Source organism: Bacteroidota bacterium, from assembly GCA_013360915.1.
Classification (GTDB): Bacteria; Bacteroidota; JABWAT01; order JABWAT01; family JABWAT01; genus JABWAT01.
This window is the reverse complement of record JABWAT010000018.1, coordinates 25,259-50,812: the sequence shown is the minus strand read 5'-3', so window position 1 is coordinate 50,812 and position 25,554 is coordinate 25,259. Positions and strand designations below refer to the sequence as shown.

Below are 25,554 nucleotides of genomic sequence, written 5' to 3'. Positions count from 1 at the left end.
ATCACCAATCACAAATCACTTGTATTTTCTCGTCACTTGTTACGCGTCACTCGTCACGGGAAAAACCCTTGTCCCTTCCCCGACTTCATCGGGGTAAACTTTCACCTCAGGGTCCGGGTTTTTCCAATCAAGGTCCCTGAGCGGCCCTTCGACTCAGTTCAGTGACCAAGTCGAAGGGCTAATTCCCAATCACTTGTATTTACTTTTAACTTTTAACCCGTAACTCTTAACTGGAAAAACCCCATGGCTTTCCCGATGTCGTCGGGGCTCAATCAACGGGTTTTTCCCTCACTACTTGATTCCAATCTCCCGCGCCATGCGGTGATAATTCGGCGGAGCAAGGCCGAGCTTTTTGGCGGCATCGGCATCAGAATCGGATTGTTCACGTACGAATTTGAAGTAGGTGCGTTTCACCTCGGTTTCCATGTCGCGCCAGGGAATGATATCCTGAAAGGAAATGCCCGGCGCACTGTCGGTGAGAAGCGGCATGCCGGTGCCGGGTTTGCGGCCACGAAGGGCTTTGGCCACCAGATCGGCGGAAATCTCGCGCTCACCGGTGAAGAGCAATCGCTGAACCACGTTGATCAGTTCGCGCACATTGCCCGGCCAGGGATGCCGTTTGAGCGCTTCCATGGCCTCGGCGGAGAGAACCGGAGATCCCATGTTCATCTCACGTTCATATACCGACATGAAGTGCCGGATTAACAGCGGAATGTCGGTGGGGCGTGCGCTCAGCGACGGTACATTGATCTGAATGACATTGAGACGGTAATACAAATCTTCGCGGAACCGGCCGGCCTTCACTTCATCCTCGATATGCCGGTTGCTGGCGGCGACAATGCGCACATCCACTTTGATGCGGGTTTTCCGACCGATTTTTTCGAGTTCACCTTCCTGCAGAACCCGCAATAATTTTACCTGTGCAGCCAGTGGCATTTCGGTGATTTCATCGAGGAAAATCGTGCCGTGATTGGCCATTTCGAACAGACCCGGCTTGCTGGCCGAAGCCCCGGTGAAGGAGCCCTTTTCGAATCCGAACAATTCACTTTCAATCAGGTCGTGCGGAATGCTGCCACAGTTTACCGCGATGAAGTTTTCGAATTTCCGGTTGCTCAGATAATGGATGTGAGTGGCGACCAATTCCTTGCCGGTTCCCGAAGCGCCGGTGATCACCACGTTCACCTGAGATTTCGAGCATTTATCAATCTGATCGCGCAGTTCATTAATCGCCGGTGAATCGCCAATGATGAGTTTTTTTGACAGCAGATTGTCAATGGTTTTCGTGAGTTTCCGGGTGGAGCGCAATTGTTCTTCGACCATGAGCTTGGTCTGGAACGCGTTGTAAATGCTCAGCAGGAAATCGGTGGGCTGGTATATAAACTCCTCGATATCACCGGGGTACTTGGTGCAGTACCAGAAAGCCCCGGCTTTCATCAGATTGGCGGCGAAATTAAAATTGGACAGGTTTGAGGTCATCTTGGTCACCACGATGATCTGCAGGGCCGGATTCAGTTTTTTGATCCGTTCGATGAGTGTTTCACCCATCAGTCCGCCCGAAATCTGGTAATCAGTGATAATCACATCGTAATCGGCCGGATTTTTCTCGAGCACATCCAGCGCATCTCGTCCGTTCGAAATCACATCGCGGATCTGAATGTAATCAGAATACGACCGGATGGTATTCCGTATCCGCCTGACATCGAATTCTTCATCTTCGATGACCAGGAGCCGGATTATCTGGTTAAAAATCATAAAGTCCTCCTGCCGGATTATGCGTGGGGGATGTCGAGAGTGAACCGGGCGCCGCCATCGGGGTTATTGGTGGCATCGATGTGCCAGCCGCAACCCGAGGTTGCCAGATGCCAGGCGATGAAACAGCCGTAACCGCTGTTTTTACCTACCGATTGTTTGGTGGAGGCATTTTCCAGAAACAGTTTTTTCACGCCGCCTTCACCGATGGCAAGCAAATCGGGACTGATGCCGCGTCCGTTATCCGAAATGACCAGCCGGCCGGGACCATCGGGTTTCGTCCACCGGGTCTGAATGCGGATGAGGATTTTTGACTCGCCCGAGTGTTCGATGGCATTCTGAATAATCGGTTCCAGAATCTCCCACAGGACAAACTCATTTACCGTGAGCCGGGGGAATTGCGGATCGAGATCCAGTTCGAATGTGTAATTGGAATTCACTGTGGATGTCCGCTGAAAAATGTGCTGCACAATGAACCGGATCAGTTCATTCATATCCGTCTGGAAGATCGGATTCCGGATGGTCTGAACGGGGGTATCGTACCACTTCATGTCATAAATCACCCGGGAAATGAAGTTGGAATACTTGATGACCCGTGCTTTGATTTCATCGATGTTTTCGGGGCGGATGGACCGCAAATCATCCTTGATAAATCCCATGACCTTTTCGGCCTTGTGGTGGGTGTGATAGATGCGGCGGGTGAAAAGAGATTCCTTTTCATGCACCACCTGCTCCTTGATCAGCTGTTCATGTTCCTTCACCAGTTGTTCCTGAGCCTCATCACGCTCAACCGCGGTGTAGGAAGCGATGTAGTACATGGCCAGAATACCCAGAAGAATGAAGGACAGATAAATAATAGTGGATTCATCGTAGCTGGAAATGATCTCGCGTGTGAACGGTGACAGACCGGGCGACATGGTCATCATCAGCAGGCAGCCTTCACGGCCGGGAATGGATACCGGGGCATAAACAGCCAGCCTGCCCGGAGTGCCGGGATCGTATACCGGGCTGGAGGGCGGACGGGTCTGAAGCGAATCGCGGATCCAGCCGGGAAGGGTTATCCGGCGGAACGATGATTCACCATCTGTTTGCTTCGTCATCAGTCTGACCAACTGAAGACTATCCTCCACCACCAGGCAGGTGCCGCCTGAATCGGGAAGCAGAACCGTGACGCGGATATCGGGGTACCTTCCGGAATCGGGGAAGAAAAAGTCGCGGATGGAGGGGGCCGGTGCCGAAGCAGATGCACCGGGACCGGGCAGATGCCAGGTGGCCAGCATGTTCTGGCTGATATTCACCAACTGGCGCGCATAGGTGCGGTGATTCGCCTCTTCATACCGGATCAGATAGGATTTCAGGGTGGCTTTATGGAAAAAGGATATCACCAGCTGGGCCAGAATCAGCATCACAAACACAATGGTGATGTGTCTGAACTCGAACCGGGTTCGTCGTTTTTGTGCGGGAGTAGAACTCATATCTGATTGACGATTTCCACTGAAGATGGATGGTTTGGTTATTAAAATCATAATCAGTCACCCGCAATTAGTAAAAATTAACCGATAAGTGTGAAACTTTTTGGAGGGTCTGTTATCAGATCAATAAAAGGGGCAGGTTATTGTTCTGATAATGTTATCAGGATAATAATTTTGAGGGGAAAAGTGAAAGCGGTTTTCCGTTTCCCGTTTCCACTTTCTGGTTTGGCATCATTTGTGTTTTAAGTCACAGGCATCGCAACCAAACCGGATCGGCATGTTTGAACAATTCAGCACACTGGACCTCACCATTATTCTGGCGTACTTCACGCTGACGCTGGGTATTGGGTTATGGGTTTCACGCCGGCGGGATCAGACCAGCGAAGACTATTTTCTTGCTGGCCGGAATCTCGGGTGGGTTGCCATCGGGCTCTCGCTGTTTGCCACCAATATTTCGAGCGAGCACATTCTGGGTCTGGCTGGTACCGGGGCTTCCCGGGGTCTGGCCAGCGGCAGTTTCGAATGGATGGCGGTCATTATCCTGATTGCCATGGGGTGGTTCATTGCACCGGTATTTATCCGGTTGGGTTTGTTTACGGTGCCGGAATATTTAGAAATCCGGTACGACCGCCGAAGCCGCCACTACCTGACGACTGTGTCGATTGTGGCCTATATCATCACCAAAATTTCGGTCATGTTATTTGCCGGCGGTATTCTGTTGCAGCATTTACTCGGTTGGGACATGTATTCGGGAGCCATTCTCCTGGTCTTGTTCACCGGTATTTACACGGTGGTTGGCGGATTAACTGCTGTGGTATGGACCCAGGTTTTTCAATCGGTTGTTCTCATTGCCGGCAGTCTGGTGGTTACCCTCCTTGGCCTGCAGGCCGTCGGCGGATGGGACGGTTTGGTTGATAAGCTGCCTGCCGGACATTTTACCATGTTCAAGCCCATGGATGATCCTGACTTTCCATGGACCGGTATTGTGTTTGGCGCCCCGATTCTCGGTTTCTGGTATTGGTGTACCGACCAGTACATTGTACAACGGGTGCTGGGTGCCCGTTCGGTCACCGAGGCCCGCTGGGGGACGTTTTTTGCTGCCGTTCTGAAATTGATTCCTGTGTTCGTGATGGTTCTCCCCGGGTTGATTGCCGTGGCGTTGTTCCCCGACATTTCGGGGGACGACGCCTACCCGGCTCTTATTTCGGGTTCGCTGCTTCCCATTGGCCTGAAAGGGCTGGTGGTGGCCGGCATACTGGGAGCCCTCATGTCGTCTCTGGCGGCTGTGATGAACAGTGCAGCCACTCTTTTCACGGTTGATTTTTACCAGCCCAGAAATCCGGGTGCCTCCGAAAGAAAACTGATTCTTGCCGGTCGTCTGGCCACCTTATTTATCACCATCACTGCCATTCTCTGGGTTCCGCTCACAAAGCTGATCACCAGCAATATCTATATCTATATGCAATCGGTTCAGGCTTACATCAGTCCGCCCATCGTGGCGGTCTTCCTCTTTGGATTGTTCACCAAACGGGCCACGGCCACGGCTGCTTTTTCCAGTCTGGTGGTGGGTGGTGCTTTGGGTCTGTTACGGTTGATTCTCGAATACATGCACACGAACGGAACGGCCTTACCCGGGCTGATTCTCCCATTCGTCACCATGAATTTTCTACATTTTGCAATCGTCTTGTTTGTAATCTGTTCGCTTGTCCTGGTTGCAGTCAGTCTGATGACGGAATTGAAACCAGCCAAAGATACCAGCGGACTTCTTATCGCGGGCCGGATTCGGTCGGCGGATGGGTCGGACCGGCAGGAGGACACTCAGGTGTTTCAGCCGTTCAGAACCCAACTATATGCTTCCATTGTGCTGTGTGTCATTGTCATCGGACTGTGGGGGTTCCTGAGCTGAGTTTTCAGACAGGACCGGATATCGCAAAATCGCAATCAACTCTAAACCAATCATGGAGATCAACATGAAAAAGTTGCTAACCCTGCTCGCAGCCGTCCTTCTCACGGCTGTTTCTGCCCAGGCCCAATGGGTGTGGGAATCGTTCGAGGGTGGCGTCGGAAACGATACCACTTATTTCCCGAATCGTCTGAATAACGGATTCTTTACCAACGGACCTGGTTCTCTTTTTAATCTTTCTGCCAGCGATGATGCATTGGATGGCGAGGAAGCCCTGAAAATCGACTACCGTGTCGAAGCTTTCGATGGATGGGGAGGCTATGTGGTTCGTTTGCACAAGAACGATCTGGAAAACCTGGGTGATTCGGCCAAATATGACCTGTCATCGGGTAAATACCTGAGCTTCTGGGTAAAAGTGGTCACACCGGCTGTTAAAGACCAGCCCGGTGATGTCAACTTTGAATTCAAAGTCAAAGAGCAGAAGGATACCGATACGGGTGAAGACCTGTTCCTTAAAAACTTCGGTACCATTGCTCAGGAACCTGCCGGAACCTGGCGCCAGTACATTGTGCCTCTTGAGCACAATTCTGTAAATCCTGATGGTTTTTCAACCCAATTTGGTAATGGGGATGGTGAATTCCAGCCATGGGACATCGTCGGCTACGAGTTTGCCATTGTGTACATCACTGATGGAAAGAATGAAAATCCGCCTGCTGCAACCGGAACGTTTCTGATGGATAAAATTCAGATCCTGGGTCAGGCATTTGAGCCGCTCATGACCTTTGATCAGACCGCATCGGTTTCTGCATACTATGACAAATTTGTCATGGATTGGGATGGCGTGGCTGCACCGCTTCTGAAACTTGATTTCAGTGATGAGAATGCAGATACCGTTGAAGGTACCGGCGCTCTGAAAGTGGATTATAAAGTGATCGGTTCACAAAACTGGGGAGGCTATGCTTCTTTCCGTCACATGCTGGAAACCCCTGTTGACCTTTCAACAAAGTCGGCAGTTGGCTTCTATCTGAAAAATCTGGTTCCTCCGGGACTGGAAGGCCGTGTGATCACCCGTTTTGAAATTTATGATGGTGATAATGAAGAATGGGTTGCCATTCCGAATTTTGACATCAGCAAAGCTGGTGACTGGCAATTTTTGTACTTCCCGCTGGAAGAATCCTCGAAACCCTGGGGTGACATGCGTCCCGGAGATCCCGGATTTAACAACAAGAGCAATGGCAACAAAACCTTTGACATCAACGCCGTAAAGGGGTTCCAGTTCGAAATCATCATTACCAATGATGGAACCCAGCCGTTTGGTGCCGATGTGGTGGCCGAAGGATCCTTCCTGCTCGACCTGATTACTCCAAGCGGATTTGCAGAAAACGATACCGAGGCACCTGCTGCTCCGACCGGACTGCTGGCCCTTCCCGGGGAATACAAGAACCTGCTGATCTGGGATGACGTTCCTGGTGAAGAGAAGGAAAAATATTCCATCTACTATAGTGGATACCCGATCACCGATCTGACCGATCCGCTGGTATTTACTCTTACCCCGAACAAGGCTGAAGGTCTTCAGGCTGCCGAGCATTTTATAAACAGCCCGATCAACAATGCCACTCATGATATTTACTATGCCATCAATGCCACCGACAAAGCAGGTAACGTAGGAGCTGTTGCTGCCACCGAATCTGCTGTTCAGAACACTGGAAAAGGTGTACCGGTTGTATGGCTGGGTGCTCCAGAAAGCTTCGTGGCCGATGGTAATCTGAGCGAATGGGCTTCGGTTCCTGCCTGGGAAGTGAAATCATCTGATAACACTGGTACCATCATTAACCCGGGTACCTGGCCGCATGATGGTGATACCGACTTATGGTTCAAGGCCTGGGCGGCTGTTTCCAGTACCCATCTCTACATGGCCATGCAGGTATATGACGATTACTATTTCGTCGATACCACCAAGGCTTCCTATGAGCAGGATGCTCCGGATGTGGTCTTTGGTCTGTATGATTACAAAGGCAAGGATCACACCGGTTACCGTCGTGGTGCCACCCCTGACTATCACTTCCGCATGAATGCTCACCGTGTGTCGGATGACATCAATGGTGCAACGGTGGCCCGTCAGGCTCATGACAACTACGAATGGATTCAGACAGAAACCGGATACATTTTCGAATGGTCCATTTCTTTCGAAGCCATCGCAGCCCTGCATGAAGGCGATGCACTCTTCACACCGGAAGACGGTATGATGATCGCTTTTGACTGGCTGGTCAATGATGGTGATGCCAATCTGGCCCGTCAGGGTGGAATGCGCTGGAGCCAATCGAATGAAGACAATGCCTGGAATAATGTTTCTTCCTGGAATTATACCTGGATCGGAAACAACTCCAGTGTGTTCTTCACCAGCGTGGATGGAAAGGGAGAAACCGCCCGTTCCTTTAACCTGAGCCAGAACTATCCGAATCCGTTCAACCCGACCACTGCCATCCGTTTCAGCATGAAACAGGCGGGCAATGTCAGTCTGAAGGTTTATGATGTGCTGGGTAAGGAAGTGTCCACCTTATTCAACGGACAGAAGCCACAAGGTGAGTACACCGTTCATTTCAACGGTGCCTCGCTTCCGAGTGGTATTTATTTCGTACGCATGATGGCTGATGGCTACACAGCCGTCAGAAAAATGACGCTGATTAAGTAAGCTTCAACGTGCTGCCCGGTCGTCAGGACCGGGCAGCTTTTTTTTTCTCACAGACAATCTGGTATAACCCATGAAACGACTTCTGCTTGTACTGACGATGTTTCTTTTTGCCGCAACGGTTTCCGCTTTATCGGTTGGAAAACTGACCGGGGTGGTTAAGGATAAAAAAACCGGTGAACCCATCATCGGGGCCAATGTGATGATAGAAGGGACCTTTCTGGGTGGTGCGGCCGACCTGGATGGAAAATACACCATTTACAACATTCCGGTTGGGGAATATACGGTAGTCGCCAGCGCGGTGGGATATCAGAAATCAAGGGTTGCAAAAGTTATTATAAAAAATAACCTGACTGCAGTTCAGAATATTCTGATGAATTCTGAAGATATTATGCTCGGTGAAGAAATTGTGGTGGAAGCAGAAGCACCATTGATTCAGAAAGATTTGACTTCTTCTGCTGTTACCGTCAGTGCATCAGAATTGCGTTCCATGCCGGTTGAAAACATTGGCCAGGTGGTCAATATGCAGGCAGGCGTGGTGGATGGGCACTTCCGTGGCGGACGGAGAAATGAAGTGGCCTATTTATTGGATGGGGTCCCGATTACTGATGCTTTTTCGTCGGGTGAAGGCCTTTCAGTTCAGAACAGTTCAGTCCGTCAGCTTGAAGTGATTTCGGGTACTTTTAATGCAGAATACGGGCAGGCGATGTCTGGTATTATCAATGTGGTATCAAATGATGGTGCCGTTACCAATCATAGTACCTGGTTTTCCTCAAATGTCGGAAGTTATTACAGTACCGATCCCCTTTATCCGAACATAGACAATATTGGTCTTCAATCAAGAGATTTTCAGGGATCGGTCAGTGGTCCCATCTCACTTATTCCCGGCATGAGCTACTTCACGACCGGTCGTTATTATTTTGATCAGGGCTCTTTTTACGGCAGACGAGTTTACCGGCCGAAAGATGCCGATCCGTTCACCAATCCAACAGGCAGACCCACCGGTGATTCTTCCTGGGTTCCGATGGCACCTTTTGAACTCTATTCATGGAACGGAAAACTGACCTGGCAGTCACCCAATTATAAAGTGTCTTTGAATACCCTGTATGAACAAACGTACAGTCAGGGATATTCACATGTAAAAAAATACAGTCCGGATGGACGAATGAAGAACTTCAAAAACAGTCTGGTAAGCAGTCTTCAATTCACCCATATTCCAACCGATAAGATTTTTCACGTGACCTCATTGACCTGGTTGAATTACAACTACCATGGATATGCATATGAAGATCCGTTTTCTCCCAAGTTTATCGGAAACGGATATGGCGATCCGCCATCAAATTATACATTCAGTACCGGCGGGACCGATAATGGCCGGTATAAACGGTTTACCAATACCATGATCACCAAATGGCAAATCACGGCACAATTAAATGATGTTCACAAGCTGGGAGCCGGAATTGAAGCCCGGCATCATAACCTTTTTACACGAAACAGTTACCTGTTTTCCCGTGAATTTGAATTGGATGCAGATCCGCTTCCAGATTCGATCACTTTTGAATATTCACCCCTTCACACAGATGGAAACAGTGGCTATCAGAAAATACCCTGGGAGTTTTCAGCCTACATTCAGGATAAAATCGAATACGATATCATGATTGTGAATCTTGGGCTTCGGTTTGAATACTTCCAGCCTAATAGCAAAGTCGTTCCTGATTTTCGGAACCCGGATCAAAGCCCCTTTTTCCCGGGTAGCGGGCCAAGCAAAGACGCCAAATCTCAATATCAGATCAGTCCGCGGCTGGGTGTTTCTTTTCCCATAACAGCCGAGGGGGTTATTCACTTTTCTTACGGACATTTTTTCCAGATTCCTCCGTTTGAAAATATCTATCAGAATAATGATTTACCGGTTTACACGAATCAAACCAATATCAGTTACGGAAATGGTGATCTGAAGGCACAAAAAACGGTCATGTATGAACTGGGTCTTCAGCAGGTTTTGCCATACGATATCAAACTGGATGCGAATATGTATTACCGTGACATCCGCAACCTGATTGGTGTTGAAATCGTCAATACCTACTATGGCAGTTACTATTCAAGGTTCATTAACAAAGATTATGGAAATGTACGGGGACTGACCGTCTCTCTTGACCGGCGGATGTCTGATCTGTTCAGTATTTCCCTTGATTACACCTATCAGAATGCAAGAGGTAATGCTTCTGATCCATATTCTGCCATTTATTATTACCAATCCAATCTGGAACCAGAAAAGCAGGTTCGTCCATTGGATTGGGATCAGCGGCAGACCGTTAACCTGATTCTCACAGCTGGAAATCCGACCGATTTACTGGTAAGTGCCAATATCGGTTATGGTTCGGGATTCCCATATACACCCGATGTCGTTCTTGAACGTTCGCGGTTTCTGAATGAAGGCACCAAACCAACCACCTGGAATTTTGATCTGAGAGCAGAACGTCAATTTGAAATTGCCGGGACCAACATTGGTGCATACGTACTCATTTATAACGTTTTCGGAATCAAAAATGAGTATGGCATTTTCCCATCTACGGGGCGTGCTACCCGCGATTTATTGGGTGAACAGCAATGGAGAGAACTGGTAGGAGATAAAGTATTCGATGATTACATCTCTGATCCCTCACGGTTCTCGGGACCAAGAAATATCAAAGTCGGCGTTAATTTTTCACTTTAAGCAACAGGTTATCCATGAAAATCACGCATGCAGTATTAATCGGAACCCTGTGTCTGGTTCCTGAACTGGTAACCGGTCAGTCGGTGTGGCCAGAAATTAACCGGTTACGGAATGATCAGTTGGGTTCCCAGATTTACCGGAGAGAGAGTATTCTGGATGGGAACCTGGTCAGAACGTTGTTTTACAATAACAGCGAAGTGGCTCAATGGCCCTTTTCCCCATCGGGTGAATGGCCAAAGGGAACCGGAATCAATTATGTGGATGGAATTTGTATGTTGGTTGCTGCCGAGGCAATAGCACCCCGCAAACCAGCACCAAATAATAAAATCACACCCGTTGAAACTTACTATCGTGAAGAAATGGATCGGCCGTTGGGTGTACCACCCAGTCTGGTTAATGAACCATGGGGATGGACACCGGTTCCCAATTATGCCAATCCGTCTTCCTCCGATCCGGCAATGAGCAACCGGACCGGATCGTGGCCTGCTGCATGGCCAGAGGCGTTGGGATTGACAACTGCATTTAACGGTCAGTGGTATGGCTATTTTGGCCGGAACATTTTCAATGCCGAATTGGAAACCTTTTTCGTTACCGATGACTCCAAGGATGCTGAATGGACATTCCCGTCCTATGGTTTTTACCCGATAAAGGCTGATATACCCACCAATCCGGCAGACCCGGTTCAATGGTACAATCCCAATATCCGGAAAGGATTGGGACTCCGGGTGGAAACACGCGGATTTCAATGGTCCCACGTGCTGGCAGAAGACATCATTTTCTGGCATTATGATATTGTCAACCTGGCCGATGAAGATTATGCTTCGACCTATTTCGGCTTTTACACAGATACCGGACTCGGCGGAGATGCCGATAATGCCGATGACTGGGCCAGTTATGATGAAAACCTGGATCTGACCTACGGATTCGATAAAGATGGAAAAATTCCCGGTCGGGTCGATGTCAAGCTCGGCGTTTACGGGTATGCGTATCTGGAATCACCCGGTAATTCAAGCGATGGAATAAACAATGATAATGATACCGACGTTAATGGAGTACCACTGATTGATGAGCGTCGTGATGACGGAATCGACAACGACAAGGACTGGAAAAGTTTTGTTGATGAAAACGGAAACGGAGTCTGGGATTGGGATCAGACCACCCAGATCGGTGAAGCCCTACTAAACGATGTGGGAGCCGATGGTGCCGGACCTTTTGATGAACCCTATGATGAGGTGCTTGGAAAAATTAAAGAGCATTTTCCTGACCTCGGTGAAGGGGATGGTCTTCCGACCGTGGGTGAACCCAATTTCGAGAAAACCGATAAAGATGAATCAGATCAGATCGGTCTGACCGCTGTGGCCATTGAAAAACTGGATGGGAAAACCAACAGGGATTTGTGGCCACGTAATGACGATGTTATCTGGGCCCGGATGAGCAGTGCGCGCTTTGATACCTCTGTTCAGAACTCTAACATTCAGATTGTTTTTTCCTCTGGTCCCTTTTTACTCAGAAGCGGAATCAATCTGGTTGGTTTCGGGCGTGAACGGTTTTCGATGGGATTGGTTTTTGCGGAAGATTACAGTGATCTGGTCTTTAACAAAAAGACCGTTCAGTTTATTTACAACAATGACTACAATTTCACTAAACCACCTCTTAAACCCAGGCTGACCGCCATAGCTGGTGACAAACAAGTGAAATTGCTGTGGGACACACGTGCCGAGGATTCAACGGATCCGGTACTTGGTTATCAGAATAATGACCCCAAACAAGGTCCCAAAAAGGATTTTGAAGGATACCTGATTTACCGTAGCACAGAACCCGAGTTCCAGGATATCAAAGTTATTACTGATTCGAAGGGGCAGCCGAAATTCTGGAAACCAATTGCTCAATTTGATAAAGTGGATGGAATTATTGGTCCGGATCCGGTTGGGATTAACGGTGCAGCTTTCTGGCGTGGTGATGACACCGGCCTGCAACATTCTTACATCGACAACGATGTGATAAATGGCCGTACTTATTACTATGCAGTGGTATCCTATGATGAAGGATTTTATAACGATACGGTGGATATTAAACTTCAGCCTGCAGAATGTACCAAAATTATAACCACAGACCTTGTGGGAACCATTCAGTTCATCGATCAGAATTGTGCAGTGGTGACACCAAATGCACCAGCAGCCGGATATGTTCCTGCGGGTGCAACCATGCAATCGGTTAATGCAACGGGCACCGGCTCACTGAAAGTCACAGTTTTTAATCCATCTGAAATTAAGGAAAATGCCATTTACACAGTGAAGTTTCAATCAACAGGGACTTCGCCCAATTATGTGACCGATGGGGCGATTGTAACCCGTTTGATGAATGGAGTGGTCGATTCTCTTGGCAAAAAGATTGCAAAAAACCAGGTGGCTTATCCAGGTCAACCCGCGTCCTCTTTACCGTTTGACGGGCTGGTACTTGAAGCATTAAATGACACGTCAACTGCCCTGATCGATTCGGCAAGCCGATGGATAGCAGGGGATTTACCAAACCTTCCCACCATGCTGGCACAACGTACGCCGACCACTTCACTTGCGGGACCCAAGTATGCTGGTAAATACATGTATTTCAGTTCAGATTACCGGATTGAATTTTCCGATACCGTTGTCGGGACTTCCATGACGAGCAATGTGGCCTTTAAGTTCAAACAGATTCCCATCAAATTCCGAGTGTTCAATGTGAATACAGGTCAGCGTATGGAGGTGATCACAGAACTTGCAGATCTGAACCGGAATGAATTAAAGTTGGGTGAAGACCGGATTTTTATTGTAGAGTATAGAAACGGCATTAAAACCGGAGCCAATGAGCGGTGGCCATGTATTGTTGCGTACGGATTTCCCGGTGAAGATGGTCTTAAAAAGGTGCCAGGCGCCGGCGATGTTTTTCGTGTCAAATTCCGGAAGAAATTCTTCGAGGGAGATACCTTCACCTTTACCACTGAATCTCAGGGAATGAGTGCCTCAAAAGCAAAAAGTGAACTGGATAATATACGCGTGGTTCCGAATCCCTACATTGGAGGAAATATCTGGGAACCCAGAAACCTGGAAGGAATCCAGGGTCGCGGAGAAAGAAGAATCGCCTTTACCCGGTTGCCGATGAAATGTACAATCCGGATTTACAACATGGCAGGCACACTGGTGAAGACTCTCGAAAAGGATTCTGATTCTGCCGATGGTTCACTGCGCTGGAACCTGCTGTCGGAAGACGGAACCGATGTGGCCTTCGGAGTATATATCTATCATGTGGATGCTCCGGGTGTTGGTGAGAAAATTGGAAAATTTGCCCTGATCAAATAAGCAGGAAAAGAGTTGAACATGAAAAAGATTTTTACACTGACGTTTCTGGCTGTTCTGGCCTCAGTTCCGGTTCTGGCACAATATTCAGATGTTATTTCAAAACGGGGAGGTACAGCCGCTCCGTTTCTGGGTATCAGCATGGGGGCAAGCGGAACCGGAATGGGTTCAGCTTTTGTCGCAAAGGCCGATGATCCATCCGCCATGTACTGGAACCCGTCTGGTCTGGCAAGGTTGGAAGGGATCCAATTGCTGTTCGATCATACCTCGTGGCTTGCGGATGTAAACTATAATTATTTTGCGGCCACTTATAACATGGGTGGTGCAGGTACCATCGGATTCAGTTATACAGCTTCAGAATACGGGGACATGGAAGTAACCACCATTGATGAACCTGATGGAAATGGTCAGTTATTCAGTGCAATGGATGCCGTGATGAGCCTGGCTTATGCTGTCTCACTGACCGATAAATTTGATATTGGATTTAATCCGAAATTGGTTTATCAGTCCGTATGGAATACCAGTGCCATGGCAGTGGCCATCGATATCGGGGTAAAATACATCACTCCGTTTGATAATATGGTACTTGGTATGTCGATAACCAACTTCGGGACCGATATGAAATTAACAGGAAGATCTCTGCTGGCCCTGTATGACCCGGATCCGGATAACTCGGGGAATAATGATAAGTTACCAACCAATATCAATACAGATGAATTTCCGCTTCCTCTGACCTTCAGAATGGGCGTGAGCTGGGATGCTTTCAAGGGAGATTACACCAGGTTAACGGTGGCTGCCGATGCTGCACACCCCAACAATGACTACGAAAGTATCAATCTCGGAGGCGAATACAGTTACAATGAGTTTCTGTTTCTCAGGGGCGGATATAAATCATTGTTCCTGACTGATACCGAAGAAGGGTTTACCTTTGGCGCAGGAGTAAGACAGATGATTACCGGGAACATTTATGTTCACCTGAATTATGCCTTTGCTGACTTCGGACGATTAAATAACACGCAAAAAGTTACACTCGGTCTCTCATTCTGATGACTCGGAAATCATTCATCCTTCTTCTTTTCCTTACGGCCGGATTCTTTCCGGCCGTTCCTGTCTTCTCAAAGGACTTCAAAGGTGCCGAATACCGTACCAAAGAAGCCTTTCTGTATGGGCGTTTCGAAATCCGGATGAAAGCCACCCCGGCTGAGGGAGTGCTCTCCACTTTTTTTACGTATTTCGATGGAACGCCACAGGATCCATGGACCTCTGGAAAGTGGAACGAAATTGATATTGAAATTGTCGGACGGTACCGCAATTCCGTACAGTTTAACACCATCACCCCCAATCAGGTCAATCACGTCAGTTCGGTGTTTACCTCCTTCGATCCCGCGGCCGATTTTCATACCTATGCCATTGAGTGGACTCCCACGTACGTGTCCTGGTACATTGATGGTGTCATGGTCAGAAAACAAACCGCCAGTCATATTCAGACCCTTACCCGTGCCCAGAAGCTGATGATGAATACCTGGAATCCGGCATATCCCGATTGGGTGGGAACCTTTTCGGCCGCCTCCCTGCCAGCCTTTTCCTGGTATGACTGGATTAAAGTCTACTCCTACACTCCCGGAACCGGAACCACAGGCGAGGGAAATAATTTTTCGTTTCTCTGGGAAGATCCATTCGACAGCTTCGATGAATCCCGGTGGGAAAAAGGAACCCATACCTGGAACGGAAACAATTCCGATTTCATCACCGAAAATGTGACATTTCAGAATGGTTATCTGGTGCTGAGTCTGACCAATCCGACGGTGACCGGCTACCGCGATACAGCTGCCCCTTCGGTTCTTGAACTGACACAGCAGGATACGGTTATCACGGTACGATTCAGTGAATGGGTGACGAAGACCACCGCCGAAACCAAAGGGAATTATGTAATCCCAGGGTTAACCGTTAAATCGGCCACCCTGCACCCCATCGATCCATCCATTGTCACGCTGGTGACCACCATGCCCGATCCGGCCAAAACCTATAACGTGATTGTTCAGAACGTCACCGACCGGTTCACGACGCCGAACAAAATGAGTCTGACCAATAAACAAGCTGTTAAAACCGGTGGTAATCTCTTTCCTCTGAAAATTGATGTGGGATCCCTGAAAGCATCGAACGGGTTTCAGGCTGACCGTAATTATTCCTTCACCCAGCCATTCGGTTATGCCGATGGCCGTCAGCGTGCATACACCAACGCCATTGGGAACACCGACCTCGATTCGGTGTATCAGACCGATCAGTCGGCTATTGTTTTATACCGTGTGAAGGTTCCGGAAGGGAAGTATCACGTGACGCTGATGGCAGCCGAGAAAGTACATCAGGCCCGGAATCAGCGGGTGTTCGATGTAACAGTGGAATCGGCCGATTTTAAAGAATCCGACATTGACCTGTATGACCGGGTGGGAAATTCCAAAGCCTGGACTCACACGTTCAATAACGTTCCGGTGGCCGATGGCGTGCTGGATATCCATTTTTCCGCGAACCGCGGTGAGACCATTCTTTCCGGACTTCAGATCGATTATGCCGGAACTCTGACCAGTGTGGAAGATGAAACCGGTAATCCCATGACTCCCATTCTGCACGGAAACTATCCGAATCCGTTCAATCCAAATACCGTGATCAGGTATCAGTTACCAGAGAACAGCCAGGTCAACTTGCAGGTATTCGATGTAACCGGCCGTCTGATTGATACGCTGGCAGACGGATGGCAGGCAGCCGGTGTATACAACCTTCCCTTCAATTCCTCTGGCCTTGCCAGCGGTGTGTATTTCTACCGGTTACAATCGGGGACTTTCACCGCGGTAAAACCAATGCTACTTATTAAATAACAGGTTTGACTATGAAAAAGGACTCGTTCGTTAACCGGTTTGGACGTTTGACCGGTTTGTTGAGCCTGTCTGGGCTGGCGATGGTTGCTTCAGCCAGTGCACAGGAAGCCACACTTAAAGCCACTTTTTCCCTCTCCGCTCAGGAGTCGGTGACCATTCCGGTCCAGAACGGACGGATCTTTCCCAATTTCGAAGAACAGCTCCGGCCCACCATTTCCCTGAATGGTGTCTGGAAAAAATGGCGGTTTGCCGCCAACGATGCACTTACCCTGCTCGACCGGACTCCGACAGCGATTGACGCACTGGAAACAGAAGGAGGCGGCGCTCACCTGCCTGAATTCGATGATTCTGCATGGGAAACCAAGACTCTGCCAGCCGTCGAAAACACCATGAATGGCTACCAGCAACGGCCCGAGTATTATGAAGATGGCGTCTGGTACCGCCGGACTTTCACTGTTCCCGATTCGTTGGTGAATCAGAAAGTCATTTTAAAGTTTCTGTCGGTGAATTATGTGGCCGATGTCTGGGTGAATGGCACCCATGTTGGCTATCACGAAGGCGGATTCACGCCCTTTGCCTTTCTGGTGTCTCCCCACATTGTGTCGGGTACAAACACCATCGCCGTCCGGGTGGATAATCCGGAATGGGGAAAACGGAAGGACATCGTCCCCTACACAAAACCGGACTGGTTTAATTACACCGGCATCATTCATGATGTAATGATCGAATTCCGCCCGGGAATTTTTATTGCCAGAGCCGATATCAAACCCCTCGACCTGCAGGGCAATTGTGATCTGAAGGTTTTTCTCGACAATCCTGCCATGGTCCTTCCGTTAAAACCCATCGAAATCAGTTGGGAAGTCTATGAAGCCAAGGTAACCCCGGCCAATAAGCTGAGCAGCCGCCCGGCCGATCTGGTGTCGGGCAGTCCGGTAGCGACCGGTGGATTTTCGGAACAACCCGGTTTCACAGAGGATGGCTTTTCGGTTCTCACGACGACCATTCAGGTGCCGACGCCCAGAATCTGGTCCCCTAAATATCCGAATCTGTACATCCTGAAAGTGAAAACCGATCTGGGAGATTCGGTTTATACCCAATTTGGTATCCGCACCTTCGAAACCAACGGAAATAAAGTGTTGCTGAATTCGCTCGTCACCTTTTTTGCATCGGTGGCACGGCATGAAGATCATCCGGTGTATGGTCGCTCCATGCCGGTGATTCAGATTCAGACCGACCTGGATATTGCCAAATCGACCAATGCCACCATGCTGCGGACGGCTCATTACCCGAACCATCCGTTTACCTATCTCTACACCGACCGGATCGGTCTGGCCGTGATGGAAGAAATACCTGTCTGGTGGTTCGATCATGCCGAGGCGTGGATCATTCAGAATGAACGCCGGCAGATCCACAGACAGATGTTCCGGGAAATGGTATTCAGAGATTATAACCGTCCTTCCATTCTGCTCTGGAGCCTGACCAATGAATGTGCCGATGTGGAGAACCGTAAAATTTTCATGGAAGCCATGGACAATGAGCTGGATACCCTCTATCCTGATGGCCGGTTAACCACCCAATCAGCCGCCTCGGACCGCCCGGGTCCGCATGATGACAGTCAGCATGCGGTGGATGTGGCCGGCTGGACCATGTATTACGGCGTTTTCTACGGATCCATCGGAACCATCACCGAGGATACGAAGAAATTCCTATCCAATGCCATGAAATTTCACCCGGGAAAACCGATTGTGGATACCGAGTATGGCCGCTGGTCGAGGGAAGACCACAAGGAACAGGGTGTCCAGACCAACATTTTCAACGGGACGTTTCCGGCTTTCGAAGCGTATTCGGCCCGCAGCAGGACCGGTGCCGTGATCGATACCAATGCGCTGATGGCTGCCACCTGGTGGACCGTTTTTGACTGGTACACCCATACGCTTCCCGATGGATTTCAGAGCATGGGTCTGTATCAGATGGACCGGACCACCGCCAAATCGGTTCTGACCAATCTGAAAACGCGTTACTCTGTGTATGCCACCACCCAGCCAGTTTATACCGCTGTGGAAGAAACGGAACAACCCCGACAGATCCGTTTAAATCAGAATTATCCGAATCCGTTCAATCCCGGCACAATCATTGAATATTCACTGCCGGTGGGTTCCCCGGTCTCGCTGCAGATTTATGACAACACAGGTCGGCTGGTGGGAACCCTGGTGAACCAGTTTCAGCCAGCCGGTGAGCATCAGGTCCTGTTCGATGCCGGCAGGCAGCGATATCCCCTGGCCTCGGGCATGTATTTGTACCGGTTGGTCGCCGGCGGACAAACTGCTACTGGAAAAATGGTTTTATTAAAATGAGTGGGACCCTTATCAAAATGAAAGCGATGAGTACAATTTTGCTCGCCACCGGCGTGATGGCAGGTTGTTCTGCCCCTAACCAGGATACCCGCGTAGCCGATCTGCTATCCCGGATGACACTGGAAGAAAAGATCGGTCAGATGACCCAGGTCACCTTCGATGTGATTGGTAAACCAGAAGCCGACAATGACGGATTTCCCATTGATCTGGCCAAATTGGATACCGCCATTCTGAAGTACCATGTAGGGTCCATCCTGAACACCCCATACAACAAGGCGCAGGATCTGGAAACCTGGAATAAGATGATGACGGCTGTGCAGGATGCCGCCCAAAAAAGCCGGTTAAAAATTCCCGTGATTTACGGAATTGATGCCATTCACGGAACCACGTACACCAAAGGCGGAACCTTGTTCCCGCAGGCCATTAATCTGGCCGCGACTTTCAATACTGAACTGGCTGAGAAAGAAGGAGCCATCACCGCCGTGGAAATGAAAGCCAGCGGAATGACCTGGAATTTCTATCCGGTGCTCGATGTCGGCAGGCAACCGCTCTGGTCCCGTTTCTGGGAAACCTATGGCGAGGATCCTTACCTGGCAGGAGTGTTGGGTGCCGCCTACATCCGCGGACATCAGGGCGATGATTACAGTCAGCCTGATAAGGCTCCCACCTGTCTGAAACACTATATCGGCTATTCCATGCCGTTCAATGGCAAGGATCGCACACCGGCTCATTTTGGTGAACGACTGCTGCGTGATGTGTTTTTACCTCCGTTCCAGGCCGGTGTTCTGGCTGGCTCTCCGACTGTGATGCTCAATTCGGGTGAAGTGGATGGTATGCCGGGTCATGCAAACAAACACTATCTCAACACCATTCTGCGTGGCGAACTTGGCTTTACCGGATTTACAGTTTCCGATTGGGAAGACATTAAACGGCTGTATACCCGCGATAAAGTGGCTGCCTCTCCCGAAGAAGCGGTGAAAATGGCGGTCATGGCCGGTGTTGATATGAGCATGGTTCCTTATGATTTCAGTTTCTACACCATTCTGCTCGGACTTGTCCGGTCGGGTGAGGTTCCTGAATCACGAATCGATGAAGCGGTTAGCCGGATTCTTAAGGTTAAGTTCGATTCTGGTCTGTTCGACAATCCATATCCCAATCCCGACCTGAAGGCCCGTTTTGCCACCGCTGAATCACGCGAAGCCAACCGGCAGGCTGCAAGGGAATCGATCGTTCTTGCAAAGAATGAAAACAATCTGCTGCCGCTGAAAAAGGATACCCGTCTTCTTATCACCGGACCGACGGCCAACCTGCTTCAGGTGCTGAACGGCGGATGGACGGGAACCTGGCAGGGTGATAATGAGGCGCTGCTCGATCAGTCCAATCATACCATTCTGGAGGCGTTCCAGGAACAGTCAGGCGGAAAAATCACTTATGCGGAAGGCACAACCTTTCAGCAGGCGGTTAATATCGGTGAGGCTGTGAAAAAGGCCGCTTCGGCCGATGCCATTCTGCTTTGTCTGGGTGAGAAGGCGTATTGTGAAACGCCGGGAAATTTGTCCTCCCTCGATCTGGATAAGGCCCAGAAAGAGCTGGCAGAGGCCATGTTTAAAACCGGTAAACCCGTCATTCTTCTGATGCTTCAGGGACGCCCGCGGGTTATTACTGAACTCGCTGATCAGTCCCGTGCCGTTATTCTGGGCATGTTACCCGGAATGGAAGGCGCAGGTGCCATTGCTGATGTGGTCTACGGAACCTACAATCCGGATGGAAAACTGCCTTTCACTTATCCGAAATCGGTGAACGGACATTCCACCTATGACTATAAACCACTCGAGGTGTATGACGGTCAGTCTCCGCAATGGCTGTATCCATTCGGACATGGTCTCAGTTACACCACGTTCGAAACCTCTGCGCTGACGGTGGATAAGAAGGAATTCAGGCAGGGAGAAACCGTGACCGTGTCGGTCACTGTGAAAAACACCGGAACGGTGGCAGGTAAGGAATCGGTCCTGTTGTATCTGCAGGATGAAGCAGCCCTGGTTTCGAGACCCAACCGCCAGCTGAAAGCCTTTGCAAAGGTGTTTCTGCAACCGGGTGAGTCACAGACCGTTACCCTGATTCTGGCACCCGATGCTTTTCAATATACCGGACCCGATTACAAGCCAAGGACCGATCCGGGAACCTTCCGGGTCATGACCGGTTCTCTGGCCGAGACCATCACTTTACTCAACTGACGACCGCCAACTGATAGCTAAAAAGGATTCATCATGGCTTCCACTGCTCCCTCCGCAACTATGACTTCCAATCAGTCATCGAATCAGAACTATAATTTTGCCCTCACAGTCCTGACCTCGCTGTTTTTTATGTGGGGATTCATCACCTGTCTGAATGATATTCTTGTACCTCACCTGAAGGCGGTTTTTACCCTGAATTACACTCAGGCTTCCCTGATTCAGGTGAGCTTTTTCATCGCCTATTTTGTGGTTTCTCTTCCGGCCGGTGCGCTGCTGAAGAAAACCGGGTATAAAGCAGGAATCATCATTGGACTCGTCATCACGGGTCTCGGATGTCTGGCCTTTTTTCCGGCCGCCATGTTTCTTTCCTATCCGTTGTTTCTGACTGCTTTGTTCATTCTGGCGGGGGGAATCACCATTCTGCAGGTGGCGGCCAATCCGTATGTGGCCATTCTCGGCCGCCCGGAAACAGCTTCCAGCCGGTTGAATCTGACCCAGTCGTTTAATTCGCTGGGAACCACGCTGGCTCCCTGGTTTGGCTCTCTTCTGATTCTGTCGGCTGCTGCCAAGACCACCGAAGAAATTGCAGCCATGCCTCCGGCCGATTTTGAAGCCTGGCGTCTGATGGAAGCAGCTTCAGTACAGGGTCCTTACCTGTTACTTGCTTCGGTTCTGTTTCTCATTGCCCTTGCTTTCGTGTTTATCAAATTGCCCGTAATTGAACCCTCTGAACAACCGTCATCGGCTGGTGAAGGCGGACATTATGATCATGCCTTTTCAAGTGCCTGGGGATATAAACATCTGGTTCTCGGTGCAGTTGCCATTTTCGTGTATGTGGGTGGTGAAGTTTCCATCGGCTCCTATCTGGTGAATTTCCTCAGCCAACCCGACATCGCAGGCATTACCGAACAGGAAGCCGGTAAATATGTCTCGATGTACTGGGGTGGTGCCATGATTGGTCGTTTTCTGGGTTCCATGCTGCTCTCTGATGTAAAAAACCAGACCACACGCGCCCTTTACATTGCGGCCGTTCTGGTGGGTGCCATCATTCTGGCCTACCTCAATACCGGCAACTGGACCGATTCGGCCACCTGGCTGGTCTTTGTCGGCGTGAATCTGATCGGTTTCTGGCTGGGCAAGGGCAAACCGGCTTTCACCCTTGGCGTGATGGCCACGATCGTCTCTGCCCTTCTGTTGGTCACCATTCTTTCCACCGGTGCAGTGGCCATGTGGTCCATTCTGGCCATCGGTCTGTTTAACTCCATCATGTTCCCGACCATTTTCACCCTCGCCATTGACGGATTGGGAAAACACACCGCACAGGGATCGGGCATTTTGTGCATGGCCATTGTCGGCGGTGCGGTTGTTCCGTTTGTTCAGGGCTTGTTTGCCGATGCCATCACGCTGCACTATGCGTTTTTCATTCCGCTCCTTTGCTACCTGTACATCATTTTCTACGGATTCAAAGGTTACAAAATTGATGTCGTGGTGAATGGGAAATCGTGAGCAGGGATTGAAAAAAACCGGAGGTTGAGGGCTTAGAAAAACCCGGACCCTGAGGTGAAAGTTTACCCCGATGAAGTCGGGGAAGGGACAAGGGTTTTTCCTGTGACGAGTGACGAGAAAATACCAGTGATCAGTAAAACCCGGAGGTTGAGGTTCTCTAAACCACCGGGTTTTTCCCGTTAAGAGTTAGAAGTTATAAGAAAATGCGACTGATTTGTGATGGGTAACCTGCAAACTCCCATCCAAGCCAGGTCAGGGAACCACTTGCCAACTCCTTTAACTTTTAACCCTTAACTTTTAACTGAATAGCAGATATAAATATCTGTAAATACAGGAGTTGCAAACAATGAAACCGATACGAATTCTTGCCGGACTGGCATTGATTTTCCTGCTGATAACCGGGTGCGGTACCACAGGTCCGATTTTTACCGGGCAACAGGCGATGAAGATCAGTACTCCTGTAACACGGATGCTGAATATGCAATACCTGCTGTATCTGCCGGATGACTATCAGAAATCAGATAAAGACTATCCACTGGTACTGTTCCTTCATGGAAGCGGTGAACGCGGCGATGACATTGAAAAGGTCAAAATCCACGGTCCGGCCAGACTGGCTGCAGAAGGGAAATCCTTTCCCTTTATTCTGGTCTCTCCGCAATGTCCCGACGGACAGTGGTGGAATGCCGAAGACCTCATGTCGCTGCTGCAGGAATTAAAGAAATCTCTGCGGGTCGATGAAAAGCGGATCATTGTCACCGGTCTTTCCATGGGCGGATTCGGGACCTTTGATCTGATCGCAAAATACCCGCAGGAATTTGCAGCCGCCCTGCCGGTCTGTGGTGGTGGCGAACCCCGTGCCATGCGGGTAATCGGTACCATGCCGGTCTGGGTATTCCATGGTGCAAAAGATCCGGTGGTGGATATCAAACGATCGCAGGACATGGTGGATGCCATCAAATCCTTCGGCGGAAATGTTCAGTTTACCATTTACCCCGAAGCGGGTCACGATTCCTGGACAGAAACTTACAACAACCCGACAATTTATGAATGGATGATGGAGCAGAAAAGACCATGACAACTCATACACCGTTCCGACTGTTATCTCTTTTGATTCTGCCTGTTTTAATCTCCTGTGCAGGAAAGCAGGAATCTTCCCTGGTGGCTGATTTTAAACAGGCCACCGTCTACACCACAGCCGACAGTACCAATTTCCGGCTGAGTCTGACCGATACACTCACGTTCGGTGAAGGAATTCAGGCTGTGGAAGGCGAACAGCATGTATTTGTCAATCCGCAGAAATCGTTTCAGGAATTTGTTGGCATTGGTGGGGCTATTACCGATGCGTCGGCCGAGGTGATTTCGCGCATGCCTGCCGATAAACAGACCGAGATTCTGAATGCCTATTACAGCCGCGAAAACGGAATTGGCTATTCACTGATCCGGACCACCATTCATTCGAGTGACTTCAGCTCGGGAAGTTACACCTATGTGGCGGATGGGGACAAAGAACTGACTACCTTCTCCATCGACCATGACCGGCAATTCCGGATTCCCGTGATCAAACGTGCATTGGAAATCACGGGTGGGACGGCAAAACTGTATGCGAGCCCGTGGTCCCCTCCCGCTTGGATGAAAGACAATGGAAACATGCTTCGCGGCGGGAAATTGCTCCCGGAATTTTACGACTCCTGGGCCACCTATTACGTCAGATTTATCAATGAATATGAAAAGGAAGGCATTCCTGTCTGGGGTCTGACCATTCAGAATGAACCGATGGCGACTCAACGCTGGGAATCCTGTATTTACACGGCCGAAGAAGAACGGGATTTTCTGAAAAATCATTTGGGTCCGACGCTGGTGAAGGCTGGCCTTGGTGATAAGAAAATCATCGTGTGGGACCATAACCGCGACCTGATCACCCAGCGGGCCAACGTGATTCTGGGCGATCCGGATGCGGCGAAATATGTCTGGGGCGTCGGATTTCACTGGTATGAAACCTGGGCTGGTGGCGAACCGATGTTCGACAACGTGGCTGCCGTGAAGGAATCATTTCCCGGGAAGGAATTGATTTTCACCGAGGGATGTGCAGAAAGTTTCCGGGCCGATCATTATCAGTACTGGCCCAATGCCGAGCGGTATGGACGGTCCATGATCGAAGATTTTAACAACGGAACCGTTGCCTGGACCGATTGGAATATTGTGCTCGATGAAACCGGAGGGCCGAACCACGTGCAGAATTTCTGTTTCGCTCCGATTCATGGTGATACCAAAACGGGTGAGGTGATTTACACGCCGACGTATTATTACATTGGCCATTTCAGCAAATTCATCCGGCCGGGTGCAAAACGGATCAGCACCGTAACCAGCCGCAGTCATCTGCTGGCAACCACCTTCCGGAATACCGATGGCAGCATGATTACCGTGGTGATGAACCGAAGCAACAACCCGATTGATTTTAAACTGCATGCCGGCACGCAAATGTCCCAGACCCGGATTCCTGCGCATGCCATGCAGACGTATGTGTATTAAGGAGAGGAGACAGGAGTCAGAATTCAGAATTCAGAAGACAGAATTCAGAATACAGAATACAGAATACAGAATACAGAATACAGAATACAGAATACAGAATACAGAAGACGGAAGACGGAAATACTTCCTCTCTGCCGAAAGGGAAGGGGAGAGGGTCAATTGATGGGTTTTTCTAATCACCAATCATTGTTTTTTCCAGT

Annotated in this window: 13 protein-coding genes; 11 read left to right on the top strand and 2 right to left on the bottom strand. The window is 49.6% G+C overall.

Going from position 1 to position 25,554, the window contains the following annotated elements; all coding sequences use genetic code 11:
* Nucleotides 1-291 precede the first annotated feature (291 nt).
* Both HUU10_13645 and HUU10_13640 read right to left on the bottom strand, forming a co-directional pair.
* Nucleotides 292-1,752, bottom strand: coding sequence for a sigma-54-dependent Fis family transcriptional regulator (locus HUU10_13645; GenBank protein NUQ82652.1), 1,461 nt, complete (start codon nt 1,750-1,752; stop codon nt 292-294).
* Between the two features lie 17 nt (nt 1,753-1,769).
* Nucleotides 1,770-3,224, bottom strand: coding sequence for a histidine kinase (locus tag HUU10_13640; GenBank protein NUQ82651.1), 1,455 nt, complete (start codon nt 3,222-3,224; stop codon nt 1,770-1,772).
* Nucleotides 3,225-3,498: 274 nt separating this feature from the next.
* On the opposite strand from HUU10_13640, the gene HUU10_13635 reads away from it, so the two are divergent.
* From HUU10_13635 to HUU10_13585, 11 genes are all read left to right on the top strand, one after another.
* The gene (locus tag HUU10_13635) at nt 3,499-5,127 is read left to right on the top strand and encodes a sodium/solute symporter (protein NUQ82650.1); all 1,629 of its coding nucleotides are present in this window, start codon (nt 3,499-3,501) and stop codon (nt 5,125-5,127) included.
* A gap of 64 nt (nt 5,128-5,191) precedes the next feature.
* Nucleotides 5,192-7,816 carry a T9SS type A sorting domain-containing protein gene (locus HUU10_13630; GenBank protein NUQ82649.1) on the top strand — a complete coding sequence of 875 codons (2,625 nt, stop codon included), beginning with the start codon at nt 5,192-5,194 and terminating at the stop codon, nt 7,814-7,816.
* 70 nt (nt 7,817-7,886) lie between these two features.
* Nucleotides 7,887-10,526, top strand: a complete 2,640-nt coding sequence (locus tag HUU10_13625) for a TonB-dependent receptor (protein ID NUQ82648.1) — start codon at nt 7,887-7,889, stop codon at nt 10,524-10,526.
* 14 nt (nt 10,527-10,540) lie between these two features.
* Complete coding sequence (locus HUU10_13620; protein NUQ82647.1) at nt 10,541-13,861, top strand: hypothetical protein; 3,321 nt, start codon at nt 10,541-10,543, stop codon at nt 13,859-13,861.
* A gap of 18 nt (nt 13,862-13,879) precedes the next feature.
* Nucleotides 13,880-14,905 (top strand): PorV/PorQ family protein, encoded by a 1,026-nt coding sequence (locus HUU10_13615; protein ID NUQ82646.1) that lies wholly within the window; start codon nt 13,880-13,882, stop codon nt 14,903-14,905.
* Nucleotides 14,905-16,731: a family 16 glycosylhydrolase gene (locus HUU10_13610; GenBank protein ID NUQ82645.1), complete on the top strand. Its 1,827-nt coding sequence runs from the start codon at nt 14,905-14,907 to the stop codon at nt 16,729-16,731. Before HUU10_13615 ends, HUU10_13610 begins: the two co-directional genes overlap by 1 nt.
* Before the next feature lie 11 nt (nt 16,732-16,742).
* A complete protein-coding gene (locus tag HUU10_13605) occupies nt 16,743-19,085 on the top strand; it encodes a T9SS type A sorting domain-containing protein (protein NUQ82644.1) in 2,343 nt (780 codons plus the stop codon).
* The gene (locus HUU10_13600; protein ID NUQ82643.1) at nt 19,082-21,319 is read left to right on the top strand and encodes a glycoside hydrolase family 3 C-terminal domain-containing protein; all 2,238 of its coding nucleotides are present in this window, start codon (nt 19,082-19,084) and stop codon (nt 21,317-21,319) included. The genes HUU10_13605 and HUU10_13600 overlap by 4 nt, the downstream gene beginning before the upstream one ends.
* A 33-nt stretch (nt 21,320-21,352) precedes the next feature.
* On the top strand, nt 21,353-22,825 hold the full coding sequence (locus tag HUU10_13595; GenBank protein NUQ82642.1) for a sugar MFS transporter: 1,473 nt from the start codon (nt 21,353-21,355) through the stop codon (nt 22,823-22,825).
* A gap of 442 nt (nt 22,826-23,267) precedes the next feature.
* Nucleotides 23,268-23,900 carry an alpha/beta hydrolase gene (locus HUU10_13590; GenBank protein ID NUQ82641.1) on the top strand — a complete coding sequence of 211 codons (633 nt, stop codon included), beginning with the start codon at nt 23,268-23,270 and terminating at the stop codon, nt 23,898-23,900.
* On the top strand, nt 23,897-25,354 hold the full coding sequence (locus tag HUU10_13585; protein ID NUQ82640.1) for a glycoside hydrolase family 30 protein: 1,458 nt from the start codon (nt 23,897-23,899) through the stop codon (nt 25,352-25,354). Before HUU10_13590 ends, HUU10_13585 begins: the two co-directional genes overlap by 4 nt.
* Nucleotides 25,355-25,554 lie beyond the last annotated feature (200 nt).

Excerpts from the sequence above, each read along its gene's own strand:
- HUU10_13645 (NUQ82652.1), bottom strand. The coding sequence starts at position 1,752 with ATGATTTTTAACCAGATAATCCGGCTCCTGGTCATCGAAGATGAAGAA.
- HUU10_13640 (NUQ82651.1), bottom strand. The coding sequence starts at position 3,224 with ATGAGTTCTACTCCCGCACAAAAACGACGAACCCGGTTCGAGTTCAGA.
- HUU10_13635 (NUQ82650.1), top strand. The coding sequence starts at position 3,499 with ATGTTTGAACAATTCAGCACACTGGACCTCACCATTATTCTGGCGTAC.
- HUU10_13630 (NUQ82649.1), top strand. The coding sequence starts at position 5,192 with ATGAAAAAGTTGCTAACCCTGCTCGCAGCCGTCCTTCTCACGGCTGTT.
- HUU10_13625 (NUQ82648.1), top strand. The coding sequence starts at position 7,887 with ATGAAACGACTTCTGCTTGTACTGACGATGTTTCTTTTTGCCGCAACG.
- HUU10_13620 (NUQ82647.1), top strand. The coding sequence starts at position 10,541 with ATGAAAATCACGCATGCAGTATTAATCGGAACCCTGTGTCTGGTTCCT.
- HUU10_13615 (NUQ82646.1), top strand. The coding sequence starts at position 13,880 with ATGAAAAAGATTTTTACACTGACGTTTCTGGCTGTTCTGGCCTCAGTT.
- HUU10_13610 (NUQ82645.1), top strand. The coding sequence starts at position 14,905 with ATGACTCGGAAATCATTCATCCTTCTTCTTTTCCTTACGGCCGGATTC.
- HUU10_13605 (NUQ82644.1), top strand. The coding sequence starts at position 16,743 with ATGAAAAAGGACTCGTTCGTTAACCGGTTTGGACGTTTGACCGGTTTG.
- HUU10_13600 (NUQ82643.1), top strand. The coding sequence starts at position 19,082 with ATGAGTGGGACCCTTATCAAAATGAAAGCGATGAGTACAATTTTGCTC.
- HUU10_13595 (NUQ82642.1), top strand. The coding sequence starts at position 21,353 with ATGGCTTCCACTGCTCCCTCCGCAACTATGACTTCCAATCAGTCATCG.
- HUU10_13590 (NUQ82641.1), top strand. The coding sequence starts at position 23,268 with ATGAAGATCAGTACTCCTGTAACACGGATGCTGAATATGCAATACCTG.
- HUU10_13585 (NUQ82640.1), top strand. The coding sequence starts at position 23,897 with ATGACAACTCATACACCGTTCCGACTGTTATCTCTTTTGATTCTGCCT.